This is a genomic window from Roseateles sp. GW821-FHT09H11, from assembly GCF_059415845.1.
The window spans coordinates 264542-282716 of sequence record NZ_JBWKOA010000010.1 but is presented as its reverse complement, the minus strand read 5'-3'; the positions used below and the strand labels follow the sequence as shown (position 1 = coordinate 282716).

General features: G+C 70.2%; 13 protein-coding genes. 8 read left to right on the top strand and 5 right to left on the bottom strand.

Annotated features, from left to right (window positions below; translation table 11 throughout):
• Positions 1 to 118: 118 nt before the first annotated feature.
• The 3 genes from AC07PR_RS28865 to rtcR all read right to left on the bottom strand — a co-directional run bounded on the left by AC07PR_RS28865 (position 119) and on the right by rtcR (position 5470).
• On the bottom strand, positions 119 to 355 hold the full coding sequence (locus tag AC07PR_RS28865; protein WP_483108826.1) for a hypothetical protein: 237 nt from the start codon (positions 353 to 355) through the stop codon (positions 119 to 121).
• Positions 356 to 598: 243 nt separating this feature from the next.
• Complete coding sequence (locus AC07PR_RS28860) at positions 599 to 3688, bottom strand: ligand-binding sensor domain-containing diguanylate cyclase (protein ID WP_495137311.1); 3090 nt, start codon at positions 3686 to 3688, stop codon at positions 599 to 601.
• Between the two features lie 153 nt (positions 3689 to 3841).
• Positions 3842 to 5470 (bottom strand): RNA repair transcriptional activator RtcR, encoded by a 1629-nt coding sequence (gene rtcR, locus AC07PR_RS28855; protein ID WP_495137310.1) that lies wholly within the window; start codon positions 5468 to 5470, stop codon positions 3842 to 3844.
• 267 nt (positions 5471 to 5737) lie between these two features.
• Between rtcR and AC07PR_RS28850 the strand changes: the two genes are divergently transcribed.
• The 5 genes from AC07PR_RS28850 (at position 5738) to AC07PR_RS28830 (ending at position 12825) form a co-directional block, all read left to right on the top strand.
• Entirely contained in the window at positions 5738 to 7336 is a 1599-nt protein-coding gene (locus AC07PR_RS28850) for a vWA domain-containing protein (protein WP_495137309.1), read from the top strand.
• Between the two features lie 476 nt (positions 7337 to 7812).
• Positions 7813 to 9027: an RtcB family protein gene (locus AC07PR_RS28845; RefSeq protein ID WP_495137308.1), complete on the top strand. Its 1215-nt coding sequence runs from the start codon at positions 7813 to 7815 to the stop codon at positions 9025 to 9027.
• Positions 9028 to 9146: 119 nt separating this feature from the next.
• A complete protein-coding gene (locus tag AC07PR_RS28840; RefSeq protein ID WP_495137307.1) occupies positions 9147 to 10478 on the top strand; it encodes a hypothetical protein in 1332 nt (443 codons plus the stop codon).
• Between the two features lie 173 nt (positions 10479 to 10651).
• Positions 10652 to 11707: an RNA 3'-terminal phosphate cyclase gene (gene rtcA, locus AC07PR_RS28835; RefSeq protein ID WP_495137342.1), complete on the top strand. Its 1056-nt coding sequence runs from the start codon at positions 10652 to 10654 to the stop codon at positions 11705 to 11707.
• Between the two features lie 140 nt (positions 11708 to 11847).
• On the top strand, positions 11848 to 12825 hold the full coding sequence (locus AC07PR_RS28830) for an aldo/keto reductase (protein WP_495137306.1): 978 nt from the start codon (positions 11848 to 11850) through the stop codon (positions 12823 to 12825).
• A 159-nt stretch (positions 12826 to 12984) separates the two neighbouring features.
• Here the strand turns inward: AC07PR_RS28830 and AC07PR_RS28825 are convergent, their stop codons facing one another.
• Together AC07PR_RS28825 and AC07PR_RS28820 are read right to left on the bottom strand one after the other, a co-directional pair.
• Positions 12985 to 14040, bottom strand: a complete 1056-nt coding sequence (locus AC07PR_RS28825; RefSeq protein WP_495137305.1) for an NAD(P)H-dependent flavin oxidoreductase — start codon at positions 14038 to 14040, stop codon at positions 12985 to 12987.
• Between the two features lie 142 nt (positions 14041 to 14182).
• Entirely contained in the window at positions 14183 to 14398 is a 216-nt protein-coding gene (locus AC07PR_RS28820) for a hypothetical protein (protein WP_377157739.1), read from the bottom strand.
• Positions 14399 to 14684: 286 nt separating this feature from the next.
• Here AC07PR_RS28820 and AC07PR_RS28815 point away from each other — a divergent pair, with 286 nt between their 5' ends.
• The 3 genes from AC07PR_RS28815 to gloA2 all read left to right on the top strand — a co-directional run bounded on the left by AC07PR_RS28815 (position 14685) and on the right by gloA2 (position 18155).
• Entirely contained in the window at positions 14685 to 15137 is a 453-nt protein-coding gene (locus AC07PR_RS28815; protein ID WP_495137304.1) for a hypothetical protein, read from the top strand.
• A 68-nt stretch (positions 15138 to 15205) separates the two neighbouring features.
• The gene (locus AC07PR_RS28810; protein ID WP_495137303.1) at positions 15206 to 17743 is read left to right on the top strand and encodes a hybrid sensor histidine kinase/response regulator; all 2538 of its coding nucleotides are present in this window, start codon (positions 15206 to 15208) and stop codon (positions 17741 to 17743) included.
• Between the two features lie 28 nt (positions 17744 to 17771).
• A complete protein-coding gene (gene gloA2, locus AC07PR_RS28805) occupies positions 17772 to 18155 on the top strand; it encodes an SMU1112c/YaeR family gloxylase I-like metalloprotein (protein ID WP_483108818.1) in 384 nt (127 codons plus the stop codon).
• The last annotated feature ends 20 nt before the right edge of the window (positions 18156 to 18175 follow it).

Below are 18175 nucleotides of genomic sequence, written 5' to 3'. Positions count from 1 at the left end.
GGCATGACTCCCCGTGGCCCCGATTTGGGATGCACCGCTAGGCGCAAACCGCAGCCATAGCCCAGCTATGGCGAGGATTTGCAACGACGCGGTGCGCCCAAAGCGGGGCCACGGGGAGTCATGCCTGCTCTGCGAAGGTGGCGATGTATTGGCAGGCGACGCGATCAGCGTGCGCGACAGCCTCGTCGGCGGAGGGGAATTCGTCGTCCAGCTCGTGCCAGGCGGTGACGCCGGGGCGGCCGTCCTCCTCGCCCTTGACGACGAATCGCCCTCGCCAGGGACCGGAGCCCGGCCCGTGGGTATCGAGGACGTAGGTACGGCCCTTGTGCTGGCGGACGGTCTGTGAGGTCGTCATGGTCGGCAACGGTCGGACGGACGCTGGAGTGCCGCGTCGACGGGCGCGAAGGGGGGCGCGCTCGGACGCGGGTGTCGCGGAGCCCGTGTTGTACACCTCCGCCCGCTTCACGGGAATGAAATCCTTGCGAGCGTCCCCGCTCGTCTCGGAGCCGGGCATGCCGGCCCCCCCCGGGAGCGAATTCCGAGCGGCGAGGAGGAGATTGAGCGGACGGGGGGGCCGGCATGCCCGGCGACCGCTCGGTCAACGCACCTGATTGCGTCCTTCGCGCTTGGCGACGTAAAGCGCCTCGTCGGCTTGCGCGATGAGGCTCTGCAGCGTGCATTCGTCGCTGGGCACACAGGCGGAGACGCCGAGGCTGACGGTGACGACCGGGCCTGCCGGCGAGTTCGGATGCGGCATCGCGAGCGACTCGATGCCGGAACGGACGGACTCCGCCACCTTGAGCGCGGCGTCGCGGTCGGCGCCGGGCAGCAGCACGACGAATTCCTCGCCGCCGTAGCGGGCCGCCAGATCGCCGGCGCGCCCGATCGACGCGCCCAGCACCGCGCCCACGGCGCCCAGGCACTCGTCGCCCTTCAGGTGGCCCATCTGGTCGTTGTAGCGCTTGAACGCGTCGACGTCGGCGATCACCAGCGCCAGCGAGCTGCCGGTGCGACGCGCGCGGCGCCACTCCTCGTCGGCCGCCTCGTTGAAGCGCCGGCGGTTGGGCAGGCCCGTCACCGCGTCGAGGAAGGAGAGCTGCTTCAGATGCTCGTTGGCCTGCCGGAGTTCCTCCGTCCGCTGGGCCACCAGGCGTTCCATCTCGATGTGGCGGGCGCGCAGCTGGCGCATCCGGAACATCACGGCGCCGGCGAAGAAGCCGATCGCCCCGACGGCAACGAGCAGGTGGAACCAGCCGGTCTCATGGAAGCGCGGCCGCACGGTGACCGGCAGCGGCGTGTCCGATTCGCGCCAGCGCTGACCGTCGCCGGACACCGCCAGGCGCAGCTTGTACTGACCGTGGGACAGCGCGGGGAAGGTCAGCTCGCGGTCGTTGCCGACGTCGGTCCAGCCGCGCGACAGCCCCTCCATCCAGAAGCGGAAGCGCACGCGATCGGCCTCGCGCAGCGTCGACGCGGCCAGGCTGACCGACAGCGCCACCGGCCCCGGCGGGAGCGCCAGCGGCTGGCCGTCGAGCGCGAGCGTTTCGCCATCGACCTTGATCTGCTCGATGCGCACCGTCGGCGGCTCGCCGCCGCCGGGCAGACGCTCGGGATCGACCACCACCAGGCCCGCCGACGACGGCAGCCAGACGCGGCCGCGGGCGTCGACGACACCGGCCGCCTGCAGGTTGCCGGCGAAGCTGGTGGCGCGCAGCGTGTCGCCCGGCCCGAAGCCGACCGAGCGCACCTGCTTGAGCCGGCCCTCGAGGAAGGCGTCGAGGTCGTCGCGGGCGACGCGGTAGAAGCCGCGGTTGCAGGTGATCCAGAAATGCCCCGCGCGGTCTTCGAGGAAGACCTGCGACAGCCCGTCCCACAGCCCGTCCGCCGGCTTGATCGCGCCGATGCGGCCGTCCTTCAGGCGGTTGATGCCTTCGCCGTTCGTGCCGATCCAGAGTTCGCCGCGCGCGTCCTCCTTGAGCGCCATGATCCAGTCGGACAGCAGGCCGTCGGCCGTCGTGAACTGGCGCGCCTGGCCGTCGCGCCAGCGCACCAGCCCCTGGCCGGTGGTGCCGAACCAGAGCGTGCCCGCGCGGTCCTGCAGGATCGCCGCGACGCCTTCCTTGGGCAGGCCGGGCGCGGTGACGACGTCGAAGCCGTGGCCGTTGAAACGCGCCAGCGCCGAGCGCGTGCCGACCCACAGCGTGCCGGCGCGATCCTCGAAGATCGAGCGCACCTCGATGCCGGGCAGGCCGCTGTCGGCGCCGAAGGTGTCGATGTGGCCGTCGGGCCGACGGCGCGCGATGCCGGCGGTGTAGGTGCCGATCCAGAGGGTGCCGTCGCGCGCCTCGTGCAGTGTCGAGACCTCGTCGGTCGGCAGGCCGTCGGCCTGGCGCACCGTCGTGATGCGGCCGTCCTTCATCCGGTTGAGTCCGCCGCCGGAGGTCGCGGCCCAGACCGCGCCGTCGCGCGCGGCGAGCACCGAGCGGACGTTGTCATGGCTGAGGCCCTCGGGCGTGCCGAGCACGGTGAAGGCGCGGTTGCGCAGCCGGTTCAGGCCGTCGACCCAGGTGCCCACCCAGATGCTGCCTTCGCGGTCGGCCATCAGCGACCAGATCTGGCCGCCGGCCAGACCGCTGCCCGGACCGCTGCCGCTGGAGATCGTGCTGAAGCGCCCCTCGCGGAAACGGCTGACGCCCGCGCCCCAGCTGCCGACCCACAGGTCGCCGCGGGCGTCGCGGGCCAGCGCGGTCAGGTGATCGCTGGGCAGGCCGTCGGCGGTCGTGTAGACGCGCATCGCCGATGGGTCGAGACCCGGCATGCGCACGAGTCCGCCGCCCGCCGTCGCCGCCCAGATGCCGCCAGCCGGATCGGCGATCACGAAGCGCACCTGCGCATGCGGGAAACCGCCCGCCGGATCGAAGACCTTGAACTTGCCGTCCGGTGTCATCGCGAACAGGCCGGCACCGGTGGTGCCGATCCAGAGCGTGCCGGCCGTGTCGAACACGGCGCTGCGCAGCCGCGCGGCGGGCAGTCCGTCCGCAGTGCCGAAGACCTTGACCGCGCCGTCCTGCCAGCGGACCAGTCCGCCGTCGCCGGCCGCCCAGATCGCGCCGGTCTTGTCCTCGACCAGCGACCAGATCCGGCGGCCGCCCGCCTGCGCCTTGGTGACGGCCGGCGAGAAGCGGCCGTGCTCATAGACGGTCACGCCGTTGGGATGGCCGATCCACAGCCGGCCGCGCCGATCCTCCAGCAGCGCGAACACCGGCTGCGAAGCAACGTCGGGCGCCCGCGCGGCGTCGAAGCTCACGAACCGCTTGCCGTCGAAACGCGCCAGGCCGCCACCGGTGCCGATCCACAGGCCGCCGTCGCGGGACTGGAGCAGCGCCTGGACGGTGTTGAGCGGCAGCCCCTGTTCGGTCTGCCAGAGATCGATCTTGTACTGGCTGACGGCACGGACCGGATCGGACAGGTCGCCGATGGCGCTGAGGTCGGGCACCGGCGCGGACGCTGCCGTCCTTGCCGCTGCCGCTGCCGGTGCGGCGGTGGATGCGGCCCGTACAGCCGGCACCGCCTTCGTCACCACGGGCGCTGACGCGTGTGCCGACGCCGCGGTCGCCGCCATGCCCCCCGGTGCCGCCGTCGCCACGCAGAACGCGGCGAGCAGCCACGCCGCCCCGCGAAGACGCATCGGCATCCCGGGCAAGGGATCGTCGGAGGAGAGGGAGGGCGACCGGTCGAAAGTCATAGGCGAGGACGGCGATTGTGACCGGTCCTGACGCAGCATCCGGGCTGCCGTACGGGAGACGGGGGCGGATCGCATGAAGGCGCGTCGGGTCATCGATCACCGCGCCGCGGCGATGCGGTCCCAGGACAAGCCGAACTTCAGCAGGTACTTGCGCAAGCGGTCGGCGTCGTTGACGACGCTGCGCGCCTGCCGGCTGGCATGGAAGAGCTGCCGTCCTGCCTCCGACAGGGACGACGCCGCCGCGCACACACGCAGCACGGCCGCGAGCTGGAGGCGATCGAAAAGGTCCATCGCCTCCAGGGCCGGCGCGTCGAGGAGCGCCGCGAGCAGCGACTCGCCCACCCCCTCGCCGGCGTCCGCGTTGCCCGGCCCGGCCGTGTCGCGTTCCCACAGCCACTCGAGCCGCGCGATCTCGGCCTCGACCAGCGGCAGGCCGATGCGACCGCCCTCCGCCAGCGTCACCAGCCGCATCACCGAGGCCGACAGGTCGCGGAAGTTGCCGCTCCACGGCGCCCGCGGCGATTGCGCGAAGCCGAGGTAACGCGCCTTCGCCTCGGCGTTGAAGCGCACCGCGCGGCCGCTTTCGCGCCCGACCTGCTGCACCAGGTGATCGACGTTGGGCTCGATGTCCTCGGGCCGGTCGCGCAGCCCGGGCAGGCTGTAGGTCCAGAGGTTGATCCGCGCGAACAGGTCGTCGCGGAAGCGCCCCGCGGCGACCTCGGCGCGCAGGTCGCGGTTGGTGCCGACGATCAGCTGGAAGTCGCTGGCGACCTCGCGGTCCGCGCCCACGGGCAGGAAGCGTTTCTCCTCGATCGCCTTGAGCAGCATGGCCTGCTCGTCCAGGCCCAGTTCGCCGATCTCGTCCAGGAACAGCAAGCCGCCGTCGGCGGTGCGCAGCAGCCCGGCCCGATCGGCCATCGCGCCGGTGAACGAGCCCTTCTTGTGCCCGAACAGCGTCGACGCCGCGCCGTCGCCGCGCAGCGTCGCGCAGTTGACCTCGACGAAGGCGCCGGCCAGCTGGTGGCGCGTCTGCTTCAGCTCGTACATGCGGCGCGCGAGGAAGGACTTGCCCGCGCCGGTCGGCCCGGCCAGCAGGATGGGCGCGCGGGAGTGCACGGCCACGCGCTCGATCTCCTCGATCAGCGCGTTGAAGCGGCGGTTGCGCGTGGCGATGCCGCTCTTCAGGAAGGCGACCGCGTCATGCTGCTCGGCCCGGAAGCGCTGCGCGATGCCGTCGTAGCGCGACAGGTCCAGGTCGATCAGCGTCATAGAGCCCGGGTCGCCCGCGCGCTGCTTGCGCGGCGGGGAGGTCTGCAGCAGCACGCCCGGGATGAAGCGCGCCTCCACCATCAGGAACATGCAAATCTGCGCGACGTGCGTGCCGGTGGTGATGTGCGCCCAGTACTGCTCGTGCGCGGGATCGAAGCGGTAGCCGCGCACCCAGTCGTAGAGCGTCGCGTAGACCTCGCCGAAGTCCCACGGATCTTCGTGCGGCATCGGGACGAGGTGGACCTCGGTCTCCGGCGAGACCGTGGCGATATCGGTCCGCAGCAGCTGCGCCAGGGTCAGGTGTTGCGGTGCATGGAACAGCTCCAGCCGATGTACGACCACGTCCGGCTGCGACACCAGCGAGATCGTCGGCCGCCACTTCTCCCAACGGCCGGCGCCCAGGCCGCCGTCCAGCTGCGATCCGAGGTAGCCGATCACCACGTTCTTCTTCGACATGGGGCCGCAGTTTATCCGCAGCGCCCGCGCCATCTATCTTTTTCGCTAGTTATCTAGCCAATCATCCAGTCCCGCCAAAGACGCCGGATGAATGGAGGGTGCAAACTTCCAGGTCGGACAAGAATTTTTCCCTTTTGAATCAATGGGTTGATCAACTTCAGACGAGACCAGGCAAGACCTGGCACGGGCGTTGCAATAAAGAGATCAAGACAACACGGCGAAGCAGCAGAACGGCAACGCCGAACAACATCCGACAGGGAGGACCACATGGTCAACACGCAACTCTTCAAGACGACGCCCGGCAAGCTGGCGCCCGCCGCGGACGCGGTGAACCAGTCCGGCGCCCGTGCCTACGGCTACAAGACCCGGCACCACCTGGCGCAACTGGCGGCCACGGGCTGCATGACGTCGACCTTCCACGCCGACGCGTCATCCCAGCTGGAGGACGCATTGGCGCTGGCACAGGACGTCGACACCGCCTTCCTGGCCAAGACTGCGGTCTACGCCCGTCAGGCCGGCCACATGAAGGACATGCCGGCGCTGCTGGCAGCCGTGCTGGCGCAACGCGACATCGCGCTGCTGCAGCCCGTGTTCGGCCGCGTGATCGACAACGGCAAGATGCTGCGCAACTTCGTGCAGATCCTGCGATCGGGTCAGACCGGCCGCAAGTCGCTGGGATCGCGTCCGAAGAAGCTGGTCCAGCAATGGCTGGTGACCGCGAGCGAGCAGCGCCTGCTGCAGGCGTCCATCGGGAACGAGCCGACGCTGGCCGACGTGGTCCGCATGGTCCACCCGAAGCCGGCGGAAGCCTGGCGCGCGGCGTGGTTCGCATGGCTGATCGGCCGTCCGTACGATGAAGCGGTGCTGCCGCCCGCGACCTTGGCTTACGAGCGCTTCAAGCGCGCGCTGCTGTCCGGCACGACGGAGGGCGCGACGGCGGACGATCTGCCGCCGGTGCCCTTCCAGATGCTGACGGCGCTGCCGCTGAACGACTCGCACTGGACGCGCATCGCGGCGCAAGGCTCGTGGCAGATGGTGCGCCAGAACCTGAACGCGTTCGCACGCCATGGCGTGTTCGACCAGCCCGACATGACCGCGCAACTGGCGGCGCTGCTGCGCGATCCGCAGGCCGTCGCCTCGGCTCGCGTGCTGCCATACCAGCTGATGACGGCGTTCAACGCGGCGTCGGACGTGCCGGCGGAGATCCGTGACGCGCTGCAGGACGCGATGGACGCCGCGCTGGTCAACGTGCCGGCGATCGAGGGCCGCGTCGTGGTCTGCCCGGACGTGTCGGGGTCGATGTCCTCGTCGGTGACCGGCTGGCGCGGTTCGGCGACCTCGGCGGTGCGATGCATCGACGTGGCCGCCCTGGTGGCTGCGGCGCTGGTCCGCAAGAACCCGCGTTGCCGCGTGATGCCGTTCGAGCAGCGCGTCGTGCCGGTCAAGCTGAATCCCCGCGATTCGGTGATGACCAACGCGGCGAAGCTGGCGGCGGTCGGCGGTGGCGGGACCTCGGTCAGCGCGCCGCTGCGTCTGCTCAATGAGGAACGCGCAAAGGTGGATCTGGTCGTGATCGTGTCCGACAACGAGTCATGGATCGACGCGCGCCGTCACGGCGCGACCGAGACCATGACACAGTGGGAGGCGATCAAGGTCCGATGCCCGACGGCGAAGCTGGTGTGCATCGACATCCAGCCCGGCGCCTCGACGCAGGCGGTGGAGCGCAAGGACGTGATGAACGTCGGCGGCTTCTCGGATGCGGTGTTCCGCATGGTCGGCGATTTCGCCGCCGGCGCGACCGAGGTCGGCCACTGGGTCCGCGAGATCGAGCGCGTGGCGCTCGATCCGCAGCGATTGAACGCATGAGGTGACTGCTGTCGCGTGGCGAATGCCGACGAGGACTACATCCGAAACTGATGTCCTCGACACCCGTTAGTCGCCACGCGGGGGCTGTGTCTGGACAACGAGAAAGAATCGAAGGATTGAAGACTGTCGACGGCACCGGATGCGGTTGCCGCGGCGAGCGATGAATGCCGGTGGAACTACAGCATTGTCACTGCCCAGGTCGCGGGTTCGAATCCCGCCGGTCTCCCCCGGGAGGCCGTAGCTCAGCGGTAGAGCAGGAACACGTTTCACCACCCCTTGTCATCGCTCACCGCGGCAACTGCCCGGTCGAGTCCCAGCACCCTGTTTTTGCGATGAATGCTGGCAGGACTACAGGTAGAGCACCCGTCCCCTCGGGGACGCGGACGTCGCGGGTCCGAATCCCGCCCGGCGCAAGCCGGTAGCTCAGGAAACGTCTTGCCGATCCCTTGTCATCGCGCTTTTGAATGGAACGAGTCATGAAGAACTACAACGAGATGGAAGTCGCCGGCGGCGTGCCGGTGAAGATGTGGACGCAGGGCGTGCCCGTGGAGGACGAAGCCCGCAAGCAGCTGATGAATGCGGCGAAGCTGCCGGTCGTGTTCAAGCACATCGCGGCGATGCCCGACGTGCACCTGGGCATCGGCGCGACGGTGGGCTCGGTGATCCCGACGCTGAAGGCGATCATCCCGGCCGCGGTCGGGGTCGACATCGGCTGCGGGATGATGGCCTGCAAGACCACGCTGCGCGCCGAGGACCTGCCCGACAACCTGGGCCCGCTGCGTTCCGCGATCGAGGCCGCCGTGCCGCACGGCCGCACGCCCAAGGGCCGCGACGTCGGCGCGTGGGAGAACCCGCCCGAGATGGTCGACGCGGCCTGGGCGGAACTCCAGCCCGACTTCGCCGAGATCTGCCGCGACTACCCGAAGCTGAAGAACACCAACAACCACAAGCACCTGGGCACGCTCGGGACGGGCAACCACTTCATCGAGGTCTGCCTGGATGAAGTGGGTTTCGTGTGGTTCATGCTGCACTCGGGTTCGCGCGGCGTGGGCAACGCGATCGGCACCATGTTCATCGAACTGGCGAAGAAGGACGCGATGCAGCACCAGGCCAACCTGCCCGATGCCAACCTCGCCTACTTCGAGGAAGGCGCGAAGTACTTCGGCGACTACGTCCGCGCGGTGGGCTGGGCGCAGAAGTTCGCGGAGACCAACCGCGAGGTGATGATGCGCCGCGTGATCAGCGCGGCGAAGAAGGTCATCGGCAAGAAGTTCGAGAGCCACATCGAGGCGGTCAACTGCCACCACAACTACGTGCAGAAGGAGACCCATTTCGGCCAGGACGTGTTCGTGACCCGCAAGGGCGCGGTGAGCGCGAAGAAGGGCCAGATGGGGATCATCCCCGGCAGCATGGGCGCGCGCAGCTACATCGTGCGCGGCAAGGGCAACCCGGAGAGCTTCGAGAGCTGCTCGCACGGGGCAGGACGCACGATGAGCCGCACGGAAGCCAAGCGCCGCTTCACGCTGATGGACCAGCGCGCCGCGACCGAAGGCGTCGAGTGCCGCAAGGACAAGGACGTCATCGACGAGATCCCGATGGCCTACAAGGACATCGACGCGGTCATGGCGGCCCAGCAGGACCTGGTGGAGGTGGTGCACACGCTCAAGCAGGTGGTGTGCGTGAAGGGATGAGGCACGCGAGACCGGCCTGATGGTCGGCGAGGGACGGCGCGCGCTTCCGGGCGCGCGCCCGTTCAAGGGAGAGAACAATGGACTGGAAGAGTTGGTATGTGACGATGAGGGGCGCACCCGTGTCCGCCTGGACTGCGGCCCAGTGGACGACCCACCTCGAGTCGCCCAGCGGCTACGAGCGCGAGGAAGCGATCCAGGCGCTGATGCGGCTGCGCGTCCACGCGACGCTGCCGACGCTGCTGCGCCGGATCAACGACTGGGTGCCGCAGGTGCGCGAAGCCGCGCGCGTCGCGGTGAGGGCATTCCTGGTTGAAGAAGCCATTCCCGCGTGGTCGCAGGCCATGCCGGTGATGATCGACCTGCTGCGCGGCCGTCGTGCCGATCACGGTCCGTTGCTGGAGGAGATCGCCGCGTTCCTGACCGATCCGGCGCGACTGCCGGTGCTCGCGGCGGCGCAACCGCACATGCATCCTCTGGTCCGGCGCTGGCTGGACCTGGGGGAGTGGCGCGTGGCCTCCGAAGCGCAACGCGCTGCGATGCTGTCGGCACGACTCGGCGGGGCGGACATCGTGACTGCGCGCTGGGCGTTGGAGCGGGTCGAGGAACTCGTCAGCACCACGGCGCGTCCGGCGCTCTGGCTCACAGGCTGCGGCCACGTGGCCGGCCCGGTGCGCGCGCACGCGCTGCGCCGGCTCTGCGAGGCCGCGCCCGAAGCCGGCACGGCGATGGCGCTGCAACTGGCACTCGACCCGCGCGCCGGCGTTCGCGAAGTCGCCCTCGCGCAGCTGCGCAAGGCGCAGCTGACGGACCCGATCCGCCAGCGGGCGCAATTGCAGCTGGAAACGCCGGCCAGTGCGCCTCATCACGGCGTGCCCGCGCTGCTGTTTCTCGCCCAGATCGACCCCGCGGACGCGACGGCACGTTGCGCGCGCTTGATGGCGATGCGCGGCAATGAACGCCCTCGTGCCGCCCTGCGCGCGGTCGCCCTGCAGCACCTGATCGCCGGAAGCGACGGCGACACCCAGCAGCATTGGCTGAGGCAGGCGATCGGCGACGCTTCCAGCCGGGCGCAACGCGTGGCGGTGAACGCGGTGTCGCTCGGCGCCAGTCCGCCGACGCCACGGGAGTTCTGGCCGCTGGTGTTCGAACACCAGGACGTGGGCGCCTTCCGGCGCGGGCTGCGCGTGCTCGAATACTGGGGCGTCTGGACGCAGTTGCATGAACTGCTGGGACTGGCCCGGTTGCCACTGCCGGAAGGGGGCGAAGAGGAACTCGTTGCCGCCTTGAGTCGATGGGAGGTCGGCACTCGCCGCGGCGTGACGGCGCCCGGCGACCCGCAGGCCTCGCAGCTGCGAGACCTGTGGCGAACCGGGGCTGTCAACCTGCCGGCGGCGATCCGGGCCCGACTCAGGTATGCGTTGACCGTCAGCGGCCTCCTGGCCGCGGACTGAAGGCGCCATCGCGAAGCAGCAGACCGGTCGGCACACCGACACACGGACTGACTGGGCGACAGACCCGGCGTCCGACATGACAACAAGCGCGAGAACACGCGCGACAACGACAGAGAGGCGTGCCCCTCGCATGGATTGCGGGGGCGCGAGAGAAGATGAAGACCACGGAGAAGATGATCGAGCTCGACGGCTCGCACGGCGAAGGCGGCGGGCAGATCCTGCGCACGGCGCTGGCGCTGGCCATGTGCACGGGCACGCCGCTGCGCATCGAGCGCATCCGCGCGAAGCGCCCCAAGCCGGGGCTGATGCGCCAGCACCTGACCTGCGTGCTCGCCGCGCAGGAGGTATGCGGTGCGACGGTGGTGGGTGCGGAACTCGGCTCGCAGACGCTGGAGTTCCGTCCCGGCCAGGTGCACGCCGGTGACTACCGGTTCGCGGTGGGCACGGCCGGCAGCTGCACGCTGGTGCTGCAGACCGTGCTGCCGCCGCTGATGCTGGCGGACGCGCCCAGCCGCCTGCACCTGTCCGGCGGCACGCACAACCCGATGGCGCCGCCCTTCCATTTCCTGCAGCGCAGCTTCGCGCCGCTGATGCGTCGCGCAGGGGCGAAGCTGGACCTGACGCTGCGCCGTCACGGCTTCTATCCCGCCGGCGGCGGCGAGATCGAGGCCGTGATCACGCCGGCCGACGGCGGCCTGCGCCCGTTCGACCTGCTCGAGCGCGGCGAGCCTGTGGAGGCGTTCGCGGAAGCGGTGGCGCCGGCGCTGCCGCGCGGCGTGGCCGAGCGCGAACTCGAGGCCCTCGAACGCCTGACCAACTGGGACACGCATCAACTGCGCATCGGCACGGCACGTCAGAACGAAGGCCCCGGGAACGCGTTGATGACGACGCTCGCGTACGAGCACCTGACCGAGGTGTTCATCGCCTTCGGCGAGCGCGGGCTGTCGGCGGAAGAAGTCGCACGGAAGGTCTTCACGGAGATGCGCGCCTATGAGGTCTCCGCCGGCGCGGCGGGCCCGCACCTGGCGGACCAGCTGGCGCTGCCGCTCGCGCTGGCGGTGGCCGGTTCAGGCCGCCCGGCCGCGTACACGTGCACCGAGTTGACGGAACACAGCCGCACCAACTTCGGCGTCATCGGGCGGTTCCTGGACGTGCGCTTCGACGCGCACCTGGAGGTCTCGCGGGCCGGCAACGCATGGCGTGTCGACATCCTGCCCGGCGTGGCGTGACCGCTGGACAGCCGGGCTTGATCGCGCGATGAGTTCACGATGAAACCACCATGAAACGCGGCGCCCGCGCGCCGCGTCACAATCCCGCACCGCGCGCCCTTCGGGGCGCGTTCCCCATTCCAGAACGCGCACGCCCCGCCATGAGCCACGCCCTTCCGCTGCAGCAGCACCTCCCGACCGCCAGCCCACTCGCCTATGGCTGCATGGGCCTGGGCGGCCACTGGGACGACTCCCCGTGGACCGACGCCCATGTCGACCATGCGCAGGCGGCCGTCGAGGCCGCGCTCGACATCGGCGTGACGCTGTTCGACCACGCCGACATCTACACCCGCGGCAAGGCCGAGTCGGTCTTCGGCGAACTGTTCCGCCGCCAGCCCTCGCTGCGCGACCGCATCGTGCTGCAGAGCAAGTGCGGCATCCGCTTCGCCGACGACCAGGGCCCAGGCCGCTACGACCTGTCCGGCGGCTACATCGTCGAGGCGGTCGAGGCCAGCCTGAAGCGCCTCGGGACCGAGCGCCTGGACATCCTGCTGCTGCATCGCCCGGATCCGCTGATGCAGCCCGAGGAGATCGCCGAGGCCTTCCAGCGCCTGCGCGCGGCGGGCAAGGTGGGCCACTTCGGCGTGTCCAACATGAACGTGGGCCAGATGGCGTGGCTCGGCCACGCGCTGGATCAGCCGCTGGTCGTGAACCAGCTGGAACTCGGCCTCGGCCACCTGGAACCGCTGGACGCCGGCACCTGCTTCAACGACCGCCAGGCCGCAGTCCGTCCCGGCGCGCTGGCCTGGACCGGCACGCTGGAACACTGCCAGCAGCACGGCATCCAGCTCCAGGCCTGGGCCGCGCTGGCCCGCGGCCGCTTCAGCGGCGAGACCGCGCAGGACCCCGCCGATGAGGCCGCGCGCGCGCTCGTCCACAAGCTGGCGCAGCAGCACGGCGTCAGCACGGAAGGCATCCTGCTCGCGTGGCTGATGAGGCATCCGGCGCGCATCCAGCCCGTCATCGGATCGGCCAACCCGGATCGCATCCGCGCCTGCGGCGATGCGCTCCGTGTTCAGCTCAGTCGTAATGAGTGGTACGCGCTGTACGTGGCAGCGCGTGGGGCACCGTTGCCTTGACTGCCTAGGCCGGGGCGTTGGCCGCGAGGTCGCAGGGCCTTGGCGGCAAGCGCCAAAACCCTGCGACCTCCCGTCCCCAACCAGTACCGTCCTTCAACGGTTTTGCGACCGAGGACTTCGAGGGAGCGGCGGCTGAGCGTCGCTGAGCGTCGCTGAGCGTCAGAACGCGGCGCTGAGCTCTGCAACAAGCGCGGCCGCGCCGATCTCACGCACCGCGGCGAAGTTCTGACCCGACCACAGCGGCGAGAAGTCGCCGCTGCCCTGCGCTTCGGCCTTCGCCCGCAACGGCGCAATGCTGGAGGTCGCCAGCGGGAATTGCGGGGCCGCGTCGTTCAGCGGACCGACCTCGCGCATGTAGCGGTTCACGATGCCGCGCGCCGGACGACCGGTGAAGAGATTCGTCACCGCCGTGTGGTGATTCGTCGGATCGCGCAGCGCCGCCCGATGCGGCGCGCTCGTCGTCGCTTCCTCGCACAGCAGGAAGGCCGTGCCCAGTTGCACCGCCGACGCGCCCAGCGCCAGCGCCGCGCGGATGCCGCGCACGTCCGCAATGCCACCGGCCGCGATGACCGGCACCTTCACCGCACGCACGATCTGCGGCAGCAGTGCCATGGTGCCGGGCTGGCGCGTCAGGTCGTCGCTGAGGAAATGGCCCCGATGTCCGCCCGCTTCCCAGCCCTGGGCGATCACGCCATCGGCGCCATGTTCATCCAGCCAGCGGGCCTCGTCGACCGTGGTCGCACTGCCCAGCACGAGGCTGCCCCACCCCTTCACGCGGGCGATGAGCTCCGGCGAGGGCAGTCCGAAATGGAAACTCACGACCGGCGGCTTGAACGGCTCGACGAGGTCGGCGATCTCCGCGGTGAAGGGGGCGCGTCCGGGGCCGGCCTTGATCTGCGCCGGGTCGATGCCGAACTCGGCGTAGTACGGGCCGAGGCGGTCACGCCAGCGGGCCTCGCGGACCTCGTCCGGCGTCGGCGATGTGTGGGCGAAGAAGTTGACGTTGAACGGCTTGTCCGTGCCGTCGCGCAGCGCCTGCAACTCCTTCTGCAGCGCCTCCGGCGTCAGCATCGCCGCGGGCAGCGAGCCCAGCCCACCCGCGTTGCTCACCGCGAGCGCGAGCCGCGCATCCTGCACGCCGGCCATCGGCGCCTGGATCAGCGGCAGCCGGGTGCCGAGGAAGAACGGAGCGAAAGGCGCACTGGAGGTAGGCATGGCGGCAGATCCTGGACTCGACAAGACGAGCCGTGATGATCGCCCAAGGCCAAAGGCCCTGTCATGACCGATCCATCTCGAAGGGCGGAATGCGACGGCCGTCGTCCTGCGCCGTGGCGCTCGCCAGCCATCCCGCGGCGGATTACTTGCAGCTGAAGCTCTTGGCGTTGACTTCCTTGACGTTGCCGGCGCCACAGGTGGTGGTGGCCTGCTCGCTCATCTTGCGGACGTCTTCCATGCGCTGGGTGGTGGCCTCGGCGGTGTTGGGCGCGATCACGCAGCCGGTGGACAGGACGGCGGCGGCACCGCCGAGCAGCAGCGCCATCAGACGGACGGCGGGGATGGAGCGGATGGTCATGATGAAGTTCCCTCGAAGGTTGATGTCGAGGCGGAGTCTAGGCAGCCGCGCCTGCGCCGGACGCCTCTCCGACAGACCGCGCTCCCGCCGGGACGAAGTGCACGACGGCGCGACACGCCGGGGAACCGGTGCGGTCAACCGGCGACCCATCGTCATGCGACCGATGTCCCCAGGATCAGTGGCCGTGCGCATCGCGCCCGGATATCCCCATTCACACGCGCTTGACGTAGCCCGGCTACGCTTCAAGTCTCGTCCTGCGGTCCAGCAGGACGATCCAGGAGTTGCCGTGACTGACCTTCGATCGATCCAGCGCCCTGCGACCGCGGTGCGCGCCGCGATCGCCGCGGTCCTGTGCGCCCTGCTGGGCGCCTGCGTGTCGGATTCCACCGGCGGCAAGCCGGAAATGACTGCTTACGAAACCACCCAGCACGACCGCTGCGTCGCCCTGCTGCGCCCGATGCTGCACGGCCAGCCGGTGCGCTCGACGGCGGTCGAACGTGGCCCCCAAGGCCTGGACTACGTCTGGGTGAACGCCGAGGTCCATGACGACGAGGACGACCTGGACCGCCGCCTGGCCAAGGGCACGAGCTTCGGCGGCCATTGCCAGTTCGAGGCCGGCGGACAGGGCGTGCATCTGCACGTCTATGCGCTGGACGACGACGCCGCGCCGATGCCGGCGGGCGATTACCGCTTCGTGGCCGGCCCGCGCGATGTGATCGTGAGCGCCGGCAGGCACTGACGGCCCCCACGCGGCCGGCATCGCGGTTCGGCGGATACTTCCCCCTCCCTCGACTCGCGGGAGCATCCTTGGCTGCCCCCTCCGACCCGCCCGTTTCCGCCGATCTCCCCGCGTTGCCGCCCTTCCTGTCCGGTGGCGGCACGGTCGCGCCCTTGATCGCCGCCTTCGATTGGGGCAAGACCGCATTGGGGCCGCTGCACACCTGGCCCGATCACGTCCGCCACGCGACGGCGCTGATGCTGCGCTCGCGCACGCCGATCGTGATGCTCTGGGGCGAACCCGGCGTGATGATCTACAACGATGCCTACGGCGTGTTCGCCGGCGCGCGGCATCCCCAATTGCTCGGCAGCAACGTGCGCGAGGGCTGGCCCGAGGTGGCCGAGTTCAACGACCACGTCATGCGCGTCGGCCTGGCCGGCGGCACGCTGAACTACGAGGACCAGGAACTCGTCCTCCATCGCCACGGTCGCGCGGAGAGCGCCTGGATGAACCTGGACTACTCGCCGCTGCTGGATGACGAGGGGCGGCCGGCCGGGGTGATGGCGATCGTCGTCGAGACCACGGGCAAGGTGATGGCCGAGCGCCGCGTCCACGGCGAGCGCCAGCGGCTGGCCCAGCTCTTCGAGCAGGCGCCGAGCTTCATGGCCGTGCTGGCCGGTCCCGAGCATCGGTTCGAGAGCATCAACCCGGCCTACCAGCGGCTGATCGGCGACCGCGAGGTGATCGGCCGCAGCGTCGCGGAGGCGCTCCCCGACGCGGCCGCGCAGGGCTACGTGACGCTGCTGGACGCGGTCTACGCGACCGGGCGCGCCTACACGGCGCAAAGCGCGCTGTTCACCGCCGATACGCCCGACGGTCAGACACGCGAGCACTTCCTGGATTTCGTCTACCAGCCGATCCGCGATGAGCGCGGCGCGGTCACGCACATCTTCGTCGAAGGCTTCGACGTCACCGCGCGCCTGCGCGGCGAGCAGCGCGGCGCGGCGCTCGCCGGGCTGAGCGAACGGCTGCGCGAGGTCGGATCGCCGGCCGACATCGGCTTCGCCTCGGCGCAGATGCTGGGGATGATGCTGACCGCGTCGCGGGCCGGGTACTGCACCGTCGATCACGAGACGGAGACCGTCCGCATCGAACGCGACTGGCGGCGCGGCGGCTTCGACAGCCTGGCCGGCCTGCGCCGCTTCCGCGACTACGGCAGCTTCGTGGAGCAGCTCAAGCGCGACGAGGTCGTCGAGATCGCCGACGTCCACGACGATCCGCGCACGCGCGACCATCGCGCGTCGTTCGACGCCATGCGGGTGCGATCCATCGTGAACGTCCCGGTGCTGGAACAGGGCCGGCTCGTGGCGCTGCTCTTCGTGCATGACGAGGCGCCGCGCGCCTGGAGCGCCGACGACGTGTCCCTGATCCGCGAGGTGGCCAACCGCACGCGCGTCGCGGTGGAGCGCGCGCGCAGCCAGGCGATCGCGCAGGACCGCGAGGAGCGGCTGCTGCGCTCGGACCGGCGCAAGGACGAGTTCCTCGCGACGCTGGCGCATGAGCTGCGCAACCCGCTGGCGCCGATCCGCAACGCGGTGCACCTGCTCGAGGCGGCCGACCGCGAGGGCCGCTTCACCGGCATCCGCGAGCTGCTCGAACGCCAGGTCAATCACATGGTGCGGCTGGTCGACGATCTGCTGGAGGTCTCGCGCATCAGCCGCGGACTGATCACGCTGCGGCACGAGCCGGTGAGCCTGGGCGCCGTGATCGACGCGGCGGTCGAGAGCAGCCGCCCGCTGATCGACCGCGAGGGACATCGCCTGACCCTGCGCTTCGACGGTCCGCCGCCGTGGGTGCAAGGCGACCTGGTGCGGCTCACGCAACTGCTGGTGAACCTGCTGAACAACGCGGCACGCTACACCGACCCGGGCGGTCGCATCGATGTGCATGTCGCGCGCGACGGCGCCGACGCCGTCCTGACCGTCACGGACAACGGCATCGGCATCGCGCCGGAACAACTGCCGCAGCTGTTCGAGCTGTTCTCGCAGCTGGATCGCTCGCACAGCCGATCGCAGGGCGGGCTCGGCATCGGGCTGAGCCTGTCGCAAACGCTCGCGCGCCTGCACGGCGGCCAGTTGACCGCGACGAGCGACGGCCCGGGACAGGGCAGCAGTTTCCAGTTGCGGCTGCCGGAGATCCCCGCCGCGGCGGCGGGCGCTCCGGCGGCGTCGGACAGCGATGCGCCGTTGACCGCCAGGCTGCTGCTGGTCGACGACAACCGCGACGCCGCCGACACCACCGCGGAACTGCTGCGGCTGATGGGCGCGGAGGTGGCGGTCGCGTACGACGGCGCGTCGGCGCTGAAGGCCGTCCGCGCGCTGCGACCCGACGCGGTCCTGCTGGACATTGGCATGCCCGACATGGACGGTCACGAGGTGGCGCGCCGGCTGCGCGCGATGGGCGAGGACATCGGCCATCCACGTCTGATCGCGTTGACCGGCTGGGGACAGGAACAGGACCGCGAGAAGACACGCGAGGCCGGCTTCGACGACCACATGGTCAAGCCGGTCGACGTCGACGTGCTGAAGGCCGCCCTGAGGGCCGCGCGGCGGCCGACGATGAACTGATGGATTGAATCGACGGGACGGACCGACCATGCTGCTGCGCATCCACCACGCCGCGATCATCTGCGCCGACTACGAGCGCTCGCGCCGTTTCTACACCGAGGTCCTGGGCCTGCGCGTGATCGCGGAGACCTACCGCGAGGCGCGGCGCTCGTACAAGCTGGACCTCGCGCTGCCGGACGGCGCGCAGATCGAGCTCTTCAGCTTTCCCGACGCACCGGCGCGGCCCTCGTACCCGGAGGCGCAGGGACTGCGCCACCTGGCCTTCGAGGTCGACGACGTCGAGCAAGGCAAGCGCGACCTCGAGGCCAAGGGCATCGTCGTCGAGCCGGTGCGCGTCGACGAGCTGACGGGCCGGCGCTTCACCTTCTTCGCCGATCCCGACGGGTTGCCGCTGGAGCTCTACGAGCGCTGACGCCCCCCTCACCCGGGCGG